A 16,191-nucleotide genomic window follows, 5' to 3' on the forward strand; every position below is an offset into this window, starting at 1 on the left:
ATGCTGTCCATCGATCTGCATGTGAGGCGGGGGGCGCCGCGCTGGTGCGCGGGCGGAGCATGGCATTGAGGACGCTGGGTGTGCGGCGGGCCGGGTATGCGATGCTGGTCTCGGCTGCATTGTTGCTGCTGGCGTTTCTCGAGTGGCTGGGCGAGCCGTCCGCGGCAGTGTCGATGGCCTGTCTCGGAGAGCGTCAGCCGCTGGTCGTCTCGAACCAGATGCCGTATGCACGGGTGGCAGTGGATGGCCGGGAGGGCTATTTCGTCGTCGATTTCGGGGCCGACGTCAGCGCCATCACCCCGCAGGGGTTTGCCGGCGGTATCAAGCCGCAAGCCTTGCCGGGCACCGGCAATGCCTATCGGGATTTCGTCTTCTTCGGAAACTGGGGGCAGGTGCGCCTGCTGTTCCAGCCGCGTGCGCAGGTCAGCGGCAGCGTCGCCCAGGCCGGCGTGATCGGCACCGATTTCCTGTCGCAGCACATCTACACCGTCGATTACCGCGGTGCTGCAATACACCGTGCGCAGCGCGGTGCTTTCTGCAGCGACCCCGAGCTCGCGGCCGCGGGATTCCTGCCGTTATCGACCTCGGGCTACTATGCGGCGAATCGTGCGATCCTGACCTGCCCGCGTGCGGGCGGCCCCGGACACTGTCCGAACATTCCCAGCCTGCCGATCCGCATCGGCGGGGTCGATGCGGTCGCCCAGCTCGACACCGGTTTCGACGATGGCAGCCAGCCGCACTCGCTCAACATCAATCAGGCGATGTTCGACGCCTTGCAGCGCGCAGGCATCCGGCTTCAGGCGAGGCCCGAGATCGCGTTGCAACTGAGTACCTGCCAGCAGGGCATCACCGAGCGCGTCGATGCATACCGGCTGCCTGCCGGTGCGCCGCTGGAATTCATTGGCGGCGCGGGGCAGGCTGTACGCAGCGAGCGCGAGGTGACACTGTTCGTGAAGCGCCCGCCACGCGAGGCGCTGGTGTGTGGCGGTGTCGGTACGTGGAGCCAGCCGGCGGCACAGCTCGGAGCGTCATTCTTTGCGGATGGCGCGCTCGTGGTCGATCCGTTTTCCGCGCGGGTGTGGTTCCGCCGGCGAGGTTAGGCGGGCGTCGCGCCGGAATTGCGTCCGCCCGCTTGGCGGGCGCGTCGCGATGCCTTACGGTGCGCCGAGATCGAGTTCCCGCACATGTGACTTGAGGCGGTTCAGCAGTTCGAGCAGCTGGTGGGTCTCCTTGCTGTCGAGACCGCCGAGCAACTCGATCACCCAGGCTTCGTGCTCCTTGGCCATCTGGCGGAAGGCGCGCTTGCCCGCAGTGGTGAGGTGCACCGAATAGGCCCGCCGGTCCTTCGGGTCGTCGCGGCGCTCCACCAGGCCCTCGGCGACAAGCTTGTCGGTGAGACCGGTGACATTGCCGCCGGTGACCATCAGGCGGCGGGAGAGTTCACGCATCTTGAGGCCCTTGGGGTTGCGGTCGAGCTGGGCCATGAGGTCGAAGCGGGGCAGGGTACAGTCGAAACCGCCGCGCAGCAGGTTGCGCAGGCGCGATTCGACCAGGTTGGTACAGGTCAGCAGCCGTAACCAGACCCGCAGGGCTTCGTGATCATCTTCGCGGGCGCGGGTTTCCTGATCGATCGCGTCGATCTCGCCGGCGGCATCCGTATCGAGTTCTGCGTGGGTCATGGCGGCACCTGCATGAAAGCTTTGAATGGCGGAGTTCCGCCCTGGTGGCCGCATTCTACCTCGCTAAAAGATTTACTTGTAAATGGATGCAAATGAGATTGGGCCATCGGGCGCTGGCCCTGCCGCCCTCATGCCGGCTGCTTGAGGCGGAATCGCTGCAGCTTGCCGGTATCGGTGCGCGGCAGCGCATCCCGGTACTCGATCGCGCGCGGGTATTTGTAGGGGGCAACGGTCTGTTTGACGAAATCCTGCAAGGTCCTGGTCATCTCGGTGCCGGCAGTGAAGCCGGGCTTGAGCACGACGAAGGCCTTGATGATCTGGCCGCGCTCGGGGTCCGGCACACCGATCACGCCGCACTCGGCAACCGCGGGGTGCGCCAGCAGGGCCCATTCGACCTCCGGGCTGGAGACGTTGTAGCCGGAGGTCACGATGATGTCGTCGATGCGGGCGTGGTAGTGGAAGTAACCGTCGGCGTCCATGTGAAAGGCGTCGCCGGGGAGGTTCCAGCCATTGCGGACATAGTTTTTCTGGCGTTCGTCGCCGAGGTAGCGGCAACCGGTCGGACCCTTGACAGCCAGTTTGCCCACTTCGCCGGGTGGCAGCGGGTTCATGTCGTCATCCACGATCATGCCGCGGTAGCCGGGCAACAGCCTGCCCAATGCGCCCGCACGGTAGTCGTCGGGACCGGAGGCGATGTAGATGTGGATCATCTCGGTGCCGCCGATGCCGTCGTGGATCTGGATGCCGCTGGCTTCGCGCCATTTGTCGCGGGTGTCCGTGGGCAGCGCCTCGCCCGCGGACACACACTTGTCGAGGCTGGTGATGTCGTACTTGTCGATCAGGCCGGCCATCTGGCGGTAGGCAGTGGGGGAGGTGAAGCAGATCGTGGCGCGGTTCTCCTCGATGGCCCTCATCAGCGCTTCCGGGTTGAGCTTCTCGAGCAGCACCGTGGCGGCTCGCGCCCATAACGGAAAGCACAACAAGCCGCCGAGACCGAAGGTAAATGCCAGCGGCGGCGTGCCGATGAAGATGTCGTTCGCGGCGGGCTTGAGACAGTGGCGGGGAAAGACCTCGCACATGGCCATCACGTCGCGATGGAAATGTACCGTGCCCTTCGGGATGCCGGTGGTGCCCGAGGTGAAGCCGATCAGCGCCGGGTCGGTGGCGGCGGTGTCGACCGCGGCGAAGTGTGCCGGCTGGGCCTCGAGACGCGCTTCGAGCGCACTGCCTTCGCCGAACAGCACGATCTCGCGAAGCTCTTCTGTGTCCGCCTGTGCGGCGATGAGTTCGTCGGCGAGGGCCGCGTCGCACAACGCGTGGCTGACGCGGGCCAGTCGTACCACTTCCCGGAGTTCCTTGGCTCGGAGCAGGGGCATGGTGCCGACGGCAACGCCGCCGGCCTTCCATACCGCCAGCCAGCAGGCCGCCAGCCAGGGCGTATTGGCCCCGCGCAGGAGCACGCGGTTGCCCGGCACCAGGCCCATTTCGCCGACCAGCAGATTGGCCAGCCTGTCGACCGTCTCCTGCAGGTCGCGGTAGGTCCAGCGAATATCCTTGCCGATGATTGCCAGGCGGTCCGCGTGGCCTTCCGCCACCGCCTTGTCGAGGAGTTCGACGCAGGCATTGAGGTGTTGCGGGAACTGGAGTTCGGGTCGCTCGAAGATGAGTTCGGGCCAGTCCTCGGGTGGCGGAAGTCGGTCGATCACGAAGCGATCGAGGTGGGCGGTGTATTGCATGATCTCTCCTCTGAGCGGGCGCGACCGATCCCCGACGGACGATCGCGGTCTGGGCAGCCTTGGCTGGCTGTCTCGCATGCGAGGAGTTTTTGATATTCCGGCAATAAAGTCAATAAATATATAGTCAATATAAAAATAGTTTAGATATAAACATATCTTCGATCATTGGCTCGCGACGCTGCGCTGCACCCGCATCTTGCGGACCATGGCGTCGAAGAACTTCACCGCGAAGCCACCCTCGCGAATCAGCATCTGGGTCAGATCGGCACATTTCTGGCTGATTGCGGGCTCGAGCGGGGTGTCCTCGCCCGGGATCGTGCCTGCCTGGCACTGGATCTCGGCCGCGCGCTGCACTGTCCATAGCAGGAAGAAGGTCCGCGGAATGTCCATCTCGCCAACCGCCACGCCATGGTTGCGCAGCACCAGGATGTGTTTGTCGCCGAGGCTCGCGAGCATGCGTGCCTTCTCTTCGGCAAACAGCGTGATGCCCTCGAAGGCGTGGTAGCCGACGCGGCCGTAGAGTTGCGCGCCGTAGAAGTTGTCGTGGCTGAAGCCGGCCTTTTTCTGGGCCACCGCCGACACCGGGTTGGTGTGGGTGTGGATGACGCAGTGGATGTCCTCGCGGGCACCGTGGATCGCGCTGTGCAGGGCGAAGCCGGCCGGGTTGGCATCGTAGGGGGAGGGTTCCACCTTGTTGCCCTCGAGGTCCACCTTGAGCAGGTTTGCGGGCGTCACCTCGGTGTAGTTGAGCCCGAAGGGATTCACCAGGTAGGCGTGTTCGCGCCCGGGCAGGCGCGCCGAGATGTGGTTGAAGATGGTCTCGGTCCAGCCGAAGAAATCGACCAGGTGGTAGCAGTGGGCGAGCTGCACGCGCAGCGCCCATTCCTCTTCGCTGATGTGGCTCGGTTTGTCGCTGTTCATGATGGCTCCTGGGGTCGAGGTGTCGCCGCGGCCTGCCGGCCACGGAAACGGGCAAGGGCGATCACCTTGCGGGTGACCGGCATGGGAATGTCGAAACGCGCGGCAAGCTCGAGCACCGCGTCGCCGATCGCGGCGAGCTCGAGCCGGCGGCCGTGGTCGAGGTCCTGCAGCATCGAGGTGCGAACCGGCCCCATTGCTGCGCCCAGTTCAAGAAAGCTGAGCGGATCGATCTCCACCCGCGCGCCGTAGCTCGCCGCCACCAGCAGGGTCTCGCGCATGATCGCGATCACCGTGTCCTGCAGCTCGCCGGGGCGGTAGATCTCCTCCAGTGTCGCGCCGCTCACCACCGACAGCGGGTTGGTGCTGATGTTGGCGATGATCTTGGTCCACAGCTTGTCGCGAATTCGTTCCAGCGGGCGGGCCTCGATGCCTGCGCCGGCGAGTACCCCGCAGAGGTCTTGCAGACGCTCGCTCGATGGCTTGTCCAGTTCGCCGAGCATGATCAGGTGGGGATTGGGCGCGCGGACCTTGCCGGGTGCGTCGGACTCGGCGGTGATGAACACCACGCTACCGAGTACCTGCGCCAGCGGCAGGCTGGCGGCGAGCACCCCGTCGGGGTCGACCGATTTGACCGGGGCGTTGGCGAAGCGTCCGCCTTCGCCATGGAAATACCACCAGGGCACGCCGTTGAGGGCCGGAACGATGACGGTATCCGGGGTGATCAGCGGCGCCAGGCCCGGTGCCATGGCCGGCAGGTCGTGCGCCTTGGTGCAGGTGAAGAGGATGTCCTGGGGACCAAGCTCTGTGGCGTCGCCGGCGCGAACCGGGACCTGGTGATCGCCTTCCCGGTCCGTGAGGCACACCCCGTCGCGGCGCAGTACCTGCAGCGTGGCACCGCGCGCCAATACGCTCACCGCGTGGCCGGCGAGGCCCAGCCGGGCGGCGAGCGTGCAGCCGATGGCGCCCGCGCCTGCAATGCAGATCCGCTTTGGTGACGAGCCTGGACTCATTGCGTGCGCTCCCCTGTCATGGCCGGCGCCAGGCCGGTGGCGGTGCGGTGAAATCCGGCGTGAACGGCCGAGCCTTCGAGGCAGCGGCGCCGGGGACGTGTGGCGGACGTGGTGGTGGGTACGAACATGATCGGGACATCAGGTCGCCAGCATGTCCTGATGCTTGCCACCGAGGCCGAGATAGGTCTCGATCACGCGCGGGTCGTCGGCAAGTGTCCGCGCCGGCCCTTCCATGGCGACGCTGCCGGTTTCCAGCACATAGGCGTAGTCCGCCACCTGCAGTGCGGCGCGGGCGTTCTGCTCGACCAGCAGGATCGACACGCCGCGACGGCGCAACTCGGCGATGATGCGGAAGATCTCGCGCACGATCAGCGGGGCGAGGCCCAGGCTGGGCTCGTCGAGCATCAGCAGGCGCGGTCTGGCCATCAGCGCGCGGCCCACCGCGAGCATCTGCCGCTCGCCACCCGACAAGGTACCGGCAAGCTGCCTGCGCCGCTCCTTGAGGCGGGGGAAGAGGCCGAACACCTCCTCCATGGTCTCGCGGTGGTCGCGCTTGCCGCCGCGGTAGCGCTGGAAGGCACCGAGCAGCAGGTTGTCTTCTACGCTCATCTCGCCGAAGAGTTCGCGTTTTTCGGGCACCAGGTTCATGCCCCGCGTGACCATGCGTTCGACCGAGGGCACGCCCTCGACGCTGCCGTCGAAGCTGACCTCGCCCTTCGAGCCGAGCAGCCCCATGATGGCTGACAGCATGGTGGTCTTGCCGGCGCCGTTGGGGCCGATCACGGTGACGATCTGGCCCTCTCCGACGACGAGGTTGGCCTTGGTGAGGGCTTCCACCTTGCCGTAGGCGACGGTGAGGTCGCGCACCTCGAGGACGGTGCGGGTGGCGGTATTGGTTTCGACACGGGCCAGCATCATTCCACCCCTCCAAGATAGGCTTCCAGCACTGCGGGATTCTTCTGTACCTCGTCGGGCAGGCCTTCGGCGATCTTTTCGCCGAACTCCATGACCACCACCCGATCCACCAGGTTCATGACGAAATCCATGTCGTGTTCGACGATGAGGATCGCCATGCCTTCGGCGCGCAGCCTGCGCAGCAGATCGCCGAGGGCTTCCTTCTCCTTGTAGCGCAGGCCCGCGGCGGGCTCGTCGAGCAGCAGCAGGCAAGGGTCGGCGGCCAGCGCACGGGCGATCTCGAGGATGCGCTGCTGGCCCAGGGCGAGGCTGCCGGCTTCCGCGAACATGTGCTCGCCCAGGCCGACGCGTTCGATCTGGCGTGCCGCCTCCTTGAGCAGGCGCGCTTCCTCGGCGCGGTCGAGGCGCCAGGCCGAAGGCAGCACGCTGCGGCTGCCGCGCATGTGCGCGCCGATCGCCACGTTGTCGAGCACGCTCATCGTCGGCAGCAGCTTGACGTGCTGGAAGGTGCGGCTCATGCCCATGCGCGCGATCTCGCGCGAGTCCTTGCCGGCCACCGGCTGGCCGCGGAACAGCACCTCGCCGGCGCTCGGCGTGTCCACCCCCGAGAGCTGGTTGAACATGGTGCTCTTGCCGGCGCCGTTGGGACCGATCAGGGCGAGGATCTCGCCCGCCCTGACCTCCAGGCTCATATTGTTGTTGGCGACCAGTCCGCCGAACTTGCGGGTCACGTTCTTCGCCTCGAGGATGAGCTCGCCCTTGGCCGGCATCGGCCGGCGCGCCAGCGGTTCGGCCGAGGCGCTGATCTGCTTGTGCACCGCGCGCACCGGCACCAGCTTTGCCAGCAGCGGCCAGATGCCGTCACGGGCACGCTGCAGGATCAGCACCATCATGATGCCGAAGACGATCACCTCGAAATTGCCGGAGGCACCCAGCAGTTGCGGCAGCAGATCCTGCAGCCATTGCTTCATCACGGTGATCACGCCGGCCCCGACCAGCGCACCCCATACGTGACCAGCGCCGCCCACCACCGCCATGAAGAGATACTCGATGCCGATGTGCAGGCCGAACGGTGTCGGATTCACGAAGCGCTGCATGTGGGCATACAGCCAGCCGGAGGCGCAGGCCAGCAGCGCGGCGATGACGAAGATGACCATGCGCGAGCGCGAGGTATTCACCCCCATCGCCTCGGCCATCACCATGCCACCCTTGAGCGCGCGGATCGCACGGCCCTCACGCGAGTCGAGCAGGTTGCGGGTGGTCAGCACCGCGGCGAGCAGGAAGGCCCAGATCAGGTAGAAGATCTCGCCGCCCTTGTCGAGCTCCCAGCCGAACAGGCTGATCGGCGGAATGCCGGTCATGCCGGTGTGGCCGCCGAGGATGTCCATGGTGCCGAACAGGAAGTACAGCGAGATCCCCCAGGCAATGGTGCCCAGCGGCAGGTAGTGGCCGGAGAGGCGCAGCGTGATCGAGCCGATGAGGATCGCCACCACCGCGGTGAGCACCAGGCCGACGAGCAGCGCCAGCCAGGGCGAGCCGGCGGCCCAGGCGATCCAGCCGGGCAGTTCGGTGGCGGTGGTGAGCACCGCGGTGGTGTAGGCGCCGAGACCCACGAACGCGGCCTGGCCAAAGCTGGTGAGCCCGCCCACGCCGGTGAGCAGCACCAGCCCGAGGGCCACCAGCGCGTAGAGGCCGATGTAGTTGAGCAGGGTAACCTGGAACTCCGGCAGCACCATCGGTGCAAAGGCCAGCGCGGCGAGGAAGACCGCGAGTACGGTGCGGGTCGAGGGGGCGTTCGAGCGGCGCGTCTGCGGTACTGTGGTGCTGGCCGGAGTGCCGGGTTCCGTTTGCAGGCGGGGGTTCATTCTTCTTCCTCCACGTGACGGCTGGTCAGTGAGCGCCACAGCAGGAAGGGGATGATCAGGGTGAATACGATCACTTCCTTGTAGGTACTCGCGAAGAAGGCCGAGAAGGCTTCGATGAGGCCGACCAGCAGCGCGCCGAGGGCGGCCACCGGGTAGCTCGCGAGGCCGCCGATGATCGATCCGACGAAGCCCTTGAGGCTGATGATGAAGCCCGAATCGAAATAGATGGTGGTGATCGGCGCGATGAGGATGCCGGACAGCGCGCCGATGAGTGCTGCCAGGAAGAAGCTGGCCTTGCCCGCGAACACAGGCGAGATGCCCATCAGCCGGGCGCCGACGCGATTTACCGCGGTGGCGCGCAGCGCCTTGCCGTAGAGCGTGCGCTCGAAGAACAGGTATAGCGCCACGATCAGCGCCAGCGAAGCGGTGAGCACCCACAGCGTCTGTGCGTTGAGCGTGATCGGCCCGAGCTCGAGACCACCCTCGCCGAAGGGTTGGGTGCGGGCGCCTTCGGGGCCGAAGATCAGCAGGCCGACACCGACCATTGCCACATGCAGCGCGACCGAGACGATCAGCAGGATCAGTACGGGTGCGTTGGCGATCGGCTGATAGAAGAGGCGGTAGCACAGCGGCCCGAGCGGCACCACCAGGGCCAGCGTGAGCGCGGCCTGGAGGGCCATCGGCAGAGACTCGAGCGGCAGCACCTGGATGAGGCCGATGAGCACGAAGGGATAGCCCAGGCGCAGCGCCTGGCCGGTGCCGAAGCGGTAGCGGCCGGTGTCGCGGCGGCCCGCCAGCAGATCGGCGATGGTGGCGATGACGGCCAGCAGGGCGAGCAACCACACCAGCGCGGGCGCATGGCCGGCCTGCAGTGTCGCCATCGTCAGCGCGCCGAAGGCGACGAATTCGCCCTGTGGAATGAACAGTACCCGGGTTACGGTGAAGACCAGCAGGATCGACAGGGCCAGCAGGGCGTAGATCGCCCCGTTGGTCATGCCGTCCTGGCCGAGGAGCATGGCTATCTGAAGGTTCATCTGTGCAACGGTCCTTCTGCTTGGGGGACCCCGTCCGTCTCCCCGGCGGGGTCTGTTCATCCCGGCACCGGCGCATCCGCAGAACGAGCGAACCCGCCGGGCGCCGCCCGCGACAGGCATGGACCTGTCGCGAGGCGGTGTCTCCGGGACATCTCGGACTCTTGCCGCGGACGGGCTGGCCGCCCGCGGTTGAGCCTCTGACCGCTACGCTTCGGCGCGCGGTATTGGCAGCGGAATTACTTGAGGAGGCGCCAGGTGCCGTCTTTCACCGTGATCATTTCGCGGCCGCGGTCGTCGAAGCCGCTGTGATCGGTCGGCGACATGTTGTAGACGCCTTGGGTGCCGACCAGCTCGTGGGTCTGTTCGAGCGCGTCGCGCAGTGCCGCGCGGAACTCCGGCGTGCCCGGCTTGCCTTTCTTCTCGGCCAGCGGGATGGCCTTCTCGAGCAGCAGGCCCGCGTCATAGACGTTGGCGCCGAAGGTGGCCGGCTTCTCGCCGTTGAGTTTCTCGTAGGCGGCGATGTATTCGCTGGCGACCTTCTTGGACGGATTGCTGTCGGGAATCTCGCCGAGCACCAGCATCAGGCTGGCGGCGAGCACGGTGCCCTCGACCTTCTTGCCGCCGAGCTTGAGGAAGCCGGGCAGCGCGGCGCCGTGGGTCTGGTACATGTGGCCCTTGTAGCCGAGATCGTAGAGAGTGGTCTCGGGCAACACCGAGGGGCCGCCCGGGGCGGTCACCAGCACCGCGTCGGGCTTGGCGGCGATGATCTTCAGGGCCTGGCCGGTGACCGAGTTGTCAGAGCGGTTGAACTTCTCGCTGGCGACGATCTTGATGCCGGCCTTGTCGGTGAGCCCGGCCATGACCTTGGCCCAGTTCTCGCCGTAGGGGTCGGCGGTGCCGATCAGGCCGAGCGTCTTGACGTTGTGCTTGGCCATGTAATCCACCAGCGCCTTGGCGATGATGTCGTCGTTCTGGGTGGTCTTGAAGACCCATTTCTTCTGGTCGGTCATCGGCAGCACCACCGCGGCGGTGCCGACCGGTGCGAGCATCGGCACGCCGGCGTCGGCGACGAACTGGATCACGCCCATCGCGTTGGGCGAGCCCGAAGGTCCGATGATCGCGTCGACCTTCTCCTCGCTGATGAGCTTCTTCACCGCCTTGACCGATTCGGTGGGGTCGCTCGCATCGTCGAGCGCGATGTATTCCACGGTGAGGTCGCCGATCTTCTTCGGCAACAGCGGCACCGTGTTCTTCTGGGGAATGCCGACCAGCGCGGTGGGGCCGGTGGCGGATGACACCACGCCGACCTTCACCTGGGCGAAGGCGCTGGCCGAGGCGGCGGCGAGGGAGGCGAGGGCGAGGCTGGCTGCGACTTTCGTGAGGTTCATGGTTTGACTCCGTTATGTCTCGCTAGGGGATGGTCCGACTTCAGATGGTGATGCTGCCGATGCTCGCGCCGCCGCAGACGTAGAGCGTCTGGCCGGTGACGAAGCTGTTGTCCGGAGCGGCGAAGAACATGACCGCGCGGGTCACGTCGTCGGCGCGTCCGACGCGCCGCACCGGGATGCTCGCGGCGAGCGCCTTGTCGCGTTCGCTGCCGGCCTCGATGACTGCGTAGTACATGTCGGTCTGGATTGGCCCCGGGGCGACCACGTTGACCGTGATGCCCTTGGGGGCCAGCTCCAGCGCCCAGGTACGCGCCATGCCGATCATGCCGGCCTTGGTGGCCGAATAGGCGGTGCGGGTGGGCAGGCCCAGCGCGCCGCGGGATGACATCAGCACCACGCGACCGAAGCCGCGTGCGCTCATGCCCGGCAGGAAGGCCTGCATCAGGCTGATCGCCGCGCCGAGATGAATCTGGGTGAGGCCCTGCAACTCGTCGAGCGTGACATCGCCGAGCAGCTTGGGCCAGATCACGCCGGCGTTGTGGATGAAGTGGCTCACCGGGAAATCGCGCGCGATCTGCTGCGCGGCCTCCTCGGTGGCCGCCGCGTCGAGCAGGTCCACCTGCACGCTGGTGAAGCGCGGGTGATCCCATTCCGGTGCGCGGCGGGCCAGGTTCACCACCTCGTAGCCATCCGCCAGCATGCGCTGGCAGATGTCCGCGCCGATGCCCGCCGAACCGCCGGTGACCACTGCGACCTGTCTATCGCTCATCGTCGTCTCCTCAGCCGTTGGTCACGATCGCCATGACCCGCAGCGGGCTGCCGGAGCCGTTGCGGATCTTGAGCGGGGCGGCAAAGATCAGCGCGCCCTGGGGCGGCAGCTGATCGAGGTTGGTGAGGCATTGCAGGCCGTAGCGGTTGTTGCCGTGCATGAAGTAGTGGCAGGGGTAGGGCGGATTGAGGTGATGCGCCTGACCGGCGTCGGTGCCGACCGATTCGGTGCCGAAACCATGCACGTTCCGTTCCCGGATCAGCCAGGGCACCACTTCGGCGTCGGGGCCCGGCGAATGGGCGCCGTCCTCGGCCATGTTGAGGTATTCCTTCGGCGTGACGCGTTTCGACCAGTCGGTGCGCAGCAGCACCCAGGCCCGCTCGGGAATGCGGCCGTGCTGTTCTTCCCAGCGCTTGACGTAGTCGATGGTGAGCAGGAAGTCGGGGTTTTCGGCGGACTCCGCGGAGACGTCGATGACGCAGGCCGCGGCGATGAAATTCTCCACCGGGATCGAATCGACGGTGTTGTCCGGCAGATCCTTGCCGCTGACCCAATGCACCGGTGCGTCGAAGTGGGTGCCGGTGTGCTCCGACATCGAGAAGTTGTTCCAGTACCACGCCGGGCCACGCTCGTCGTAGCGCGAGATCTCCTCGATGCGGAAGGGCCAGGCCTGGCCGAACTCGGGCGGCAGGACGATGGTGGGGAACTCCGGCGCGAGGGTCTGGGTGAGGTCCACCAGCCTGAGCCGGCCGGCGAGGAACTCGGTCATAAACTGGGCGAGGACGGGGTTGCTCATGGGGCTGTCTCCGGGTGTCATTGGCCGAGCTCGCGCTCGACGGCCTTGTGGTTTTCGCGCAGGCGGGTCCGCAGTTCTTCCGCGATGTCACCCACATAGACGTCTTCGAGTCCGCCCTGCAGGCCTTGCACGATGGCTTTCGCCACCGCTGCGGGGGCGAGCTTGGGCGGCGGGGTGAGCTGCTCCCATTCCTCGTCGATCGGGCCGGGGAAGACGTTCATCACGCGCACCCCGGCGCCCGCGAACTCGGCGCGCAGGGTCTGCGCCGCCGACAGTGCCGCGGCCATCGAGGCCGACCACGCGCCGCGCGCGGGCAGCGCCGCCAGCGCATGGATGGAAAGGATGTTCACCCACGCGACCGCGTTGTTGCTGCCGTCCGCGGCGCGAAAACCCATGCCGGGGCCGAAGGCCTGGGCGAGGCGCATCATGCCGAGCACGTTCACCTCGAAGGCGTCGCGGGCGAGGATCACGTCCTTGCGGCCCAGGATGCCGCCGTCGCGCAGGTAGGCGGCAGTGTTCACCAGGATCTCCACCTTGCCGCCGATCGAGGCGGCGAGGCGGTCCACCGAGTCGGTGTCGGTGACGTCGAGCTCGACCGGCTGCACCCGTGGGTCGGATGCCACCAGCGCGTCGAAGGCCTTGACTGTCTTCCAGCTCGTGGGGTCGCCGAGGAATACCGCGTTGGCGCCGGCATCGAGCATCGCCCTGGCCACCGCCAGACCCATCGCTGACTTGCCGTCGCTGACCAGCACGCGGCGGAACTTGGGGTCGCAGGTGGATTCGCGCAGTTGCGGGGCGTCGTTCATGTTCGGGGTGTCCTTCTCGGGCAGGGCGTGGAGTACCGCCTGGCCGCTGCGGTCGAGCTTGAGGGCGAGGCGCACCGCGCCACCTTCGGCGCAGTCCTCATGCACATGGGCCACCACCGACGGGCCGGCGGCCATCTTCACGGTGCCCACCTTCCATGGCAGGCGTTCGCGAAAGTAGAGATCGTTGGAGTGGCGCAGCACCGTGGTGGCGATCAGCGTGCCGCGCGGGTCGGCGTCCTTCCAGACGAGGCGTTCCGAGAGGCACTGGTGGCAGACCTCGCGCGGCGGGTATTGCAGGGCCCCGCAGTCGCCGCAGGTCTGCATCTCGAACACGCCTTCGGCGGCGGCGCGGGTGAGGCCCTGCGCGGCGCGGCTGCGCGGTGCCGGCGGCCGGGTCGGCAGGCGGGTGCGTTCGACCGGGTTTTTCTTTTTCGGTTTGACGAGTGGATCGGTCATGCCTGCCCCCGTTCGAGGATGGCCGCGCCGGAGCACAGGCCGCGGTCGTAGTTGATCATGCCGAAGCCCGATACCAGCCCCACCCGGGCCCCCTCGATCTGGGTGGCACCGGCGCTGTCGGTGAGCTGGCGCATCGCCTGCACCATGCCGAGGTAGCCGCCGGCGGCGCCGGCCTGGCCCACCGAAAGCTGGCCGCCCGAGGTGTTGAAGGGGAAGCTGCCGGCGATGGTGAAGTCGTGTTCGCGTACGAAGGCGGGCGCCTCGCCCTTGGCGCAGAAGCCAAGGTCTTCGAACTGCAGCATGTTGATCACCGGGTAGTCGTCGTAGGTCTCGACGAAATCGACGTCGGCGGGGGCGACTGCCGCGTGTTCGTAGAGGGCGTCCCTGTCCATTGCCCAGCCGCCTCGGAACTGGATCGGATCGTCCGGGAAGGCGTTGTGGCGCTCGATGGTCGAGCCGATGCGCACGAAGGGCAGCTTCATCGCCCGCGCACGCTCTTCGGTCATCACCAGGAAGCCTTCCGCGCCGGCACAGGGCATCACGCAGTCGAACAGGTGGATCGGGTCGGTGATCGGCCGGGCGTCGATGTACTGGGCCAGCGTCAGCGGCTTCTTCATGAGCGCGTGGGGATTCCTGAGGGCGTTCTCGCGCTGGGCCACGCAGAGCTTGCCGAAGTCCTCGCGGGTGGCGCCGTACTGCTTCATGTAGTGGTCGGTGAGCAGCGCGAAGCTCGCGTTGGGGCCACCGGCGCCGTAGGGATAGACCGCGTCCTGGGCGAAGCGCGAGAACTGGCTCACCGTGTTGCGGAAGGAATCCACATGGTTGGTGTCGCCGGCGATGCAGGCGATCACCTCGGCGTCGCCGGCCTGGACCGCGCGGCTGGCGCGGCGCAGGGCGACCACGCCGGAGGCGCCGCCCATGGGGATGTGGTCGAGCCAGCGCGGGCTCATGCCGAGGTGCTGCATCAGGCCCACGGCGGTGTCAGGCCCGAGCGTGAAGCTGGAGACGCACACGCCGTCCACCGCCGCCTTGGCCAGCCCGCTGCCGCGGATCAGTTCGCCGAGCGCGCGGCCCAGCCACCAGTGTGCGCTGCGGGTGGAGTAGCGCGCGTAGGGAATCGTTACCGGCATGACCGCGACCACGCCGTCATAGCCGAGGCGCGTGCGGGGGGCGCTCATTTGTGGTCTCCCTGGCGCTTTTTCATCGCACAGGTGTTCACGCAGTCCGGTCCATCGACCAGGGTAGGCGCCAGCGCCTTGAGCTCGCCGCGCTGGATCTTGTTGGTGGTGGTGAGCGGCAGGGCATCGACAAAGGCGACGTAGCCGGGCGCCTTGTAGTAGGCGAGCCGCGATAGCGTCCAGCGCACGATGTCGGCCGCGGCGGCCTCCATGGTGGCGGTGTCGGTGGGCGGATCCTGCGGCACCACCAGGGCCATCACCTCGTCGCCGCGCACCGGGTCCGGCACCGCCGCCACCGCCACCGCTTTCACCAGCGGGTGTTGCTGCAGCACTGCCTCGACTTCGACCGCGGCGATGTTTTCGCCGCTCCTGCGGATCACGTTCTTCTTGCGGTCGACGAAGTGCAGGTAGCCGTCCCGATCACGGCACACGATGTCGCCGGTGTGGAACCAGCCCCCCGCCCAGGCCTCGTCGGTGGCGGCCTGGTCCTTGAGGTAGCCGGCGAGGAAGCCGTAGCGCGGATCTTCGCCGGCGTGGCGAACCAGCAGCTCGCCCTGTTCGTCGGCAGCCGCCTCGCGGCCCTCGTCGGTGAGGATGCGCACCTGCACGTCGGACTCTTCCTTGCCGAAGCACGAGGTGCCGATGTGGCGCGGCTCGTGGTTGGCGATGATCACCGCACCGGCGCCGGTCTCTGTCATCGCCCAGGCCTCCAGCAGCGGGAAGCCGAAGCGCGCCTCGAAGATGCCGTGCAGGGTGCGATCCACCCCCGCGCCGAAACCGAAGCGTACGTGGTGCTCGCGGTCGGCGGGGCTGGCCTCGGCCTTCATGAGCATTGCCGGCATCACCCCGAGGTAGTGCACCACGGTGGCGCGGGACTCGCGCACGCTGGCCCACCAGCTCTTCGGGTGGAAGCGGTCGAGCGGGATCAGGCAGCCGCCGGTATTGACCATCGCCATCGCCGAGTAGGCCATGGCGTTCATGTGCACCAGCGGAAGCGGCGTGATCATGCGCTCCTTGCCCGGCGCCAGCGCGGCCAGCCCGCCGGCGCCGGCGTACCAGTTGCCGGCGTGCAGGAAGTAGCGGTTGGGCAGGATGCAGCCTTTGGGCCGCCCGGTGGTGCCGGAGGTGTACAGCAGCGCGCACTCGCTGAGCTCGCCGGGTTCGCTGCCGGCAAGCGGCGCCGGGAAGGCGGCGGGCGGCGGCGCGCCGTCGGCGCTCATCGTCTGGAAGGGGCGTCCGGCGGCTTCTGCCGCGGCGATCAGGTCGGCGTGCCGCTCGGGCAGGGCCACGGCGAGCAGGATCTCGGAGTGACCGATGAGGTATTCGAGCTCGGCCGCACGCATGTCCGGGTTGATCGGCACCACCGACACGCCCAGCGCGTTGAGGGCGAACCAGTGCAGAAAGAAGTCCGGGCGGTTTTCCAGCAGCAGGCCGACGCGGTGGCCGTGGCCGTAACCGCTCGCGGCATAGGCGGCGCGCAGCGCTTCCACGCGGCGTGCCGCATCGGCGTAGCCGATTTCGCCCGCGGCGATACCGTAGATGCTGGCCGTCTCGGGCAGGATGCACAGGAAGGGCTGCGTCGCCCAGCGCTGCGCGGCGAGCGAGAAGGCCTGGTGAATGGTGTTGGGCAAGTCCGTC

General features: G+C 67.3%; 14 protein-coding genes. 1 reads left to right on the forward strand and 13 read right to left on the reverse strand.

Going from position 1 to position 16,191, the window contains the following annotated elements:
• Positions 1-65 precede the first annotated feature (65 nt).
• Positions 66-1,100: a hypothetical protein gene (locus GQB03_RS21180; RefSeq protein ID WP_159693547.1), complete on the forward strand. Its 1,035-nt coding sequence runs from the start codon at positions 66-68 to the stop codon at positions 1,098-1,100.
• Positions 1,101-1,154: 54 nt separating this feature from the next.
• On the opposite strand, the gene GQB03_RS21185 is transcribed toward GQB03_RS21180, so the two are convergent.
• The 13 genes from GQB03_RS21185 to GQB03_RS21245 form a co-directional block, all read right to left on the reverse strand.
• On the reverse strand, positions 1,155-1,679 hold the full coding sequence (locus tag GQB03_RS21185) for a MarR family winged helix-turn-helix transcriptional regulator (RefSeq protein ID WP_159693549.1): 525 nt from the start codon (positions 1,677-1,679) through the stop codon (positions 1,155-1,157).
• A 128-nt stretch (positions 1,680-1,807) separates the two neighbouring features.
• On the reverse strand, positions 1,808-3,415 hold the full coding sequence (locus tag GQB03_RS21190; protein WP_159693551.1) for an AMP-binding protein: 1,608 nt from the start codon (positions 3,413-3,415) through the stop codon (positions 1,808-1,810).
• Positions 3,416-3,577: 162 nt separating this feature from the next.
• On the reverse strand, positions 3,578-4,336 hold the full coding sequence (locus GQB03_RS21195; protein ID WP_159693553.1) for a class II aldolase/adducin family protein: 759 nt from the start codon (positions 4,334-4,336) through the stop codon (positions 3,578-3,580).
• The gene (locus GQB03_RS21200; protein WP_159693555.1) at positions 4,333-5,346 is read right to left on the reverse strand and encodes a ketopantoate reductase family protein; all 1,014 of its coding nucleotides are present in this window, start codon (positions 5,344-5,346) and stop codon (positions 4,333-4,335) included. The genes GQB03_RS21195 and GQB03_RS21200 overlap by 4 nt, the downstream gene beginning before the upstream one ends.
• A 138-nt stretch (positions 5,347-5,484) precedes the next feature.
• Positions 5,485-6,264 (reverse strand): ABC transporter ATP-binding protein, encoded by a 780-nt coding sequence (locus GQB03_RS21205; RefSeq protein WP_159693557.1) that lies wholly within the window; start codon positions 6,262-6,264, stop codon positions 5,485-5,487.
• A complete protein-coding gene (locus tag GQB03_RS21210; protein ID WP_159693591.1) occupies positions 6,261-7,997 on the reverse strand; it encodes a branched-chain amino acid ABC transporter ATP-binding protein/permease in 1,737 nt (578 codons plus the stop codon). The genes GQB03_RS21205 and GQB03_RS21210 overlap by 4 nt, the downstream gene beginning before the upstream one ends.
• Before the next feature lie 125 nt (positions 7,998-8,122).
• Positions 8,123-9,160: a branched-chain amino acid ABC transporter permease gene (locus tag GQB03_RS21215; RefSeq protein WP_159693559.1), complete on the reverse strand. Its 1,038-nt coding sequence runs from the start codon at positions 9,158-9,160 to the stop codon at positions 8,123-8,125.
• Positions 9,161-9,396: 236 nt separating this feature from the next.
• Positions 9,397-10,548: an ABC transporter substrate-binding protein gene (locus tag GQB03_RS21220; RefSeq protein WP_159693561.1), complete on the reverse strand. Its 1,152-nt coding sequence runs from the start codon at positions 10,546-10,548 to the stop codon at positions 9,397-9,399.
• A gap of 40 nt (positions 10,549-10,588) precedes the next feature.
• On the reverse strand, positions 10,589-11,317 hold the full coding sequence (locus GQB03_RS21225; protein ID WP_159693563.1) for an SDR family NAD(P)-dependent oxidoreductase: 729 nt from the start codon (positions 11,315-11,317) through the stop codon (positions 10,589-10,591).
• 10 nt (positions 11,318-11,327) lie between these two features.
• Positions 11,328-12,113 (reverse strand): cyclase family protein, encoded by a 786-nt coding sequence (locus GQB03_RS21230; protein WP_159693565.1) that lies wholly within the window; start codon positions 12,111-12,113, stop codon positions 11,328-11,330.
• Positions 12,114-12,130: 17 nt separating this feature from the next.
• A complete protein-coding gene (locus tag GQB03_RS21235) occupies positions 12,131-13,375 on the reverse strand; it encodes an SDR family NAD(P)-dependent oxidoreductase (RefSeq protein ID WP_159693567.1) in 1,245 nt (414 codons plus the stop codon).
• The gene (locus tag GQB03_RS21240; protein ID WP_159693569.1) at positions 13,372-14,553 is read right to left on the reverse strand and encodes a thiolase family protein; all 1,182 of its coding nucleotides are present in this window, start codon (positions 14,551-14,553) and stop codon (positions 13,372-13,374) included. The genes GQB03_RS21235 and GQB03_RS21240 overlap by 4 nt, the downstream gene beginning before the upstream one ends.
• Positions 14,550-16,184, reverse strand: a complete 1,635-nt coding sequence (locus GQB03_RS21245) for an AMP-binding protein (RefSeq protein WP_159693571.1) — start codon at positions 16,182-16,184, stop codon at positions 14,550-14,552. Before GQB03_RS21245 ends, GQB03_RS21240 begins: the two co-directional genes overlap by 4 nt.
• Positions 16,185-16,191 lie beyond the last annotated feature (7 nt).

The sequence above is a fragment of the Cognatazoarcus halotolerans genome (assembly GCF_009800965.1).
Classification (GTDB): domain Bacteria; phylum Pseudomonadota; class Gammaproteobacteria; order Burkholderiales; family Rhodocyclaceae; genus Cognatazoarcus; species Cognatazoarcus halotolerans.

Coding starts and splice junctions, on each gene's coding strand:
- GQB03_RS21200 (WP_159693555.1), bottom strand. CDS start 5,346: ATGAGTCCAGGCTCGTCACCAAAGCGGATCTGCATTGCAGGCGCGGGC.
- GQB03_RS21195 (WP_159693553.1), bottom strand. CDS start 4,336: ATGAACAGCGACAAACCGAGCCACATCAGCGAAGAGGAATGGGCGCTG.
- GQB03_RS21225 (WP_159693563.1), bottom strand. CDS start 11,317: ATGAGCGATAGACAGGTCGCAGTGGTCACCGGCGGTTCGGCGGGCATC.
- GQB03_RS21235 (WP_159693567.1), bottom strand. CDS start 13,375: ATGACCGATCCACTCGTCAAACCGAAAAAGAAAAACCCGGTCGAACGC.
- GQB03_RS21190 (WP_159693551.1), bottom strand. CDS start 3,415: ATGCAATACACCGCCCACCTCGATCGCTTCGTGATCGACCGACTTCCG.
- GQB03_RS21205 (WP_159693557.1), bottom strand. CDS start 6,264: ATGATGCTGGCCCGTGTCGAAACCAATACCGCCACCCGCACCGTCCTC.
- GQB03_RS21240 (WP_159693569.1), bottom strand. CDS start 14,553: ATGAGCGCCCCCCGCACGCGCCTCGGCTATGACGGCGTGGTCGCGGTC.
- GQB03_RS21220 (WP_159693561.1), bottom strand. CDS start 10,548: ATGAACCTCACGAAAGTCGCAGCCAGCCTCGCCCTCGCCTCCCTCGCC.
- GQB03_RS21185 (WP_159693549.1), bottom strand. CDS start 1,679: ATGACCCACGCAGAACTCGATACGGATGCCGCCGGCGAGATCGACGCG.
- GQB03_RS21215 (WP_159693559.1), bottom strand. CDS start 9,160: ATGAACCTTCAGATAGCCATGCTCCTCGGCCAGGACGGCATGACCAAC.
- GQB03_RS21210 (WP_159693591.1), bottom strand. CDS start 7,997: ATGGTGCTGCCGGAGTTCCAGGTTACCCTGCTCAACTACATCGGCCTC.
- GQB03_RS21230 (WP_159693565.1), bottom strand. CDS start 12,113: ATGAGCAACCCCGTCCTCGCCCAGTTTATGACCGAGTTCCTCGCCGGC.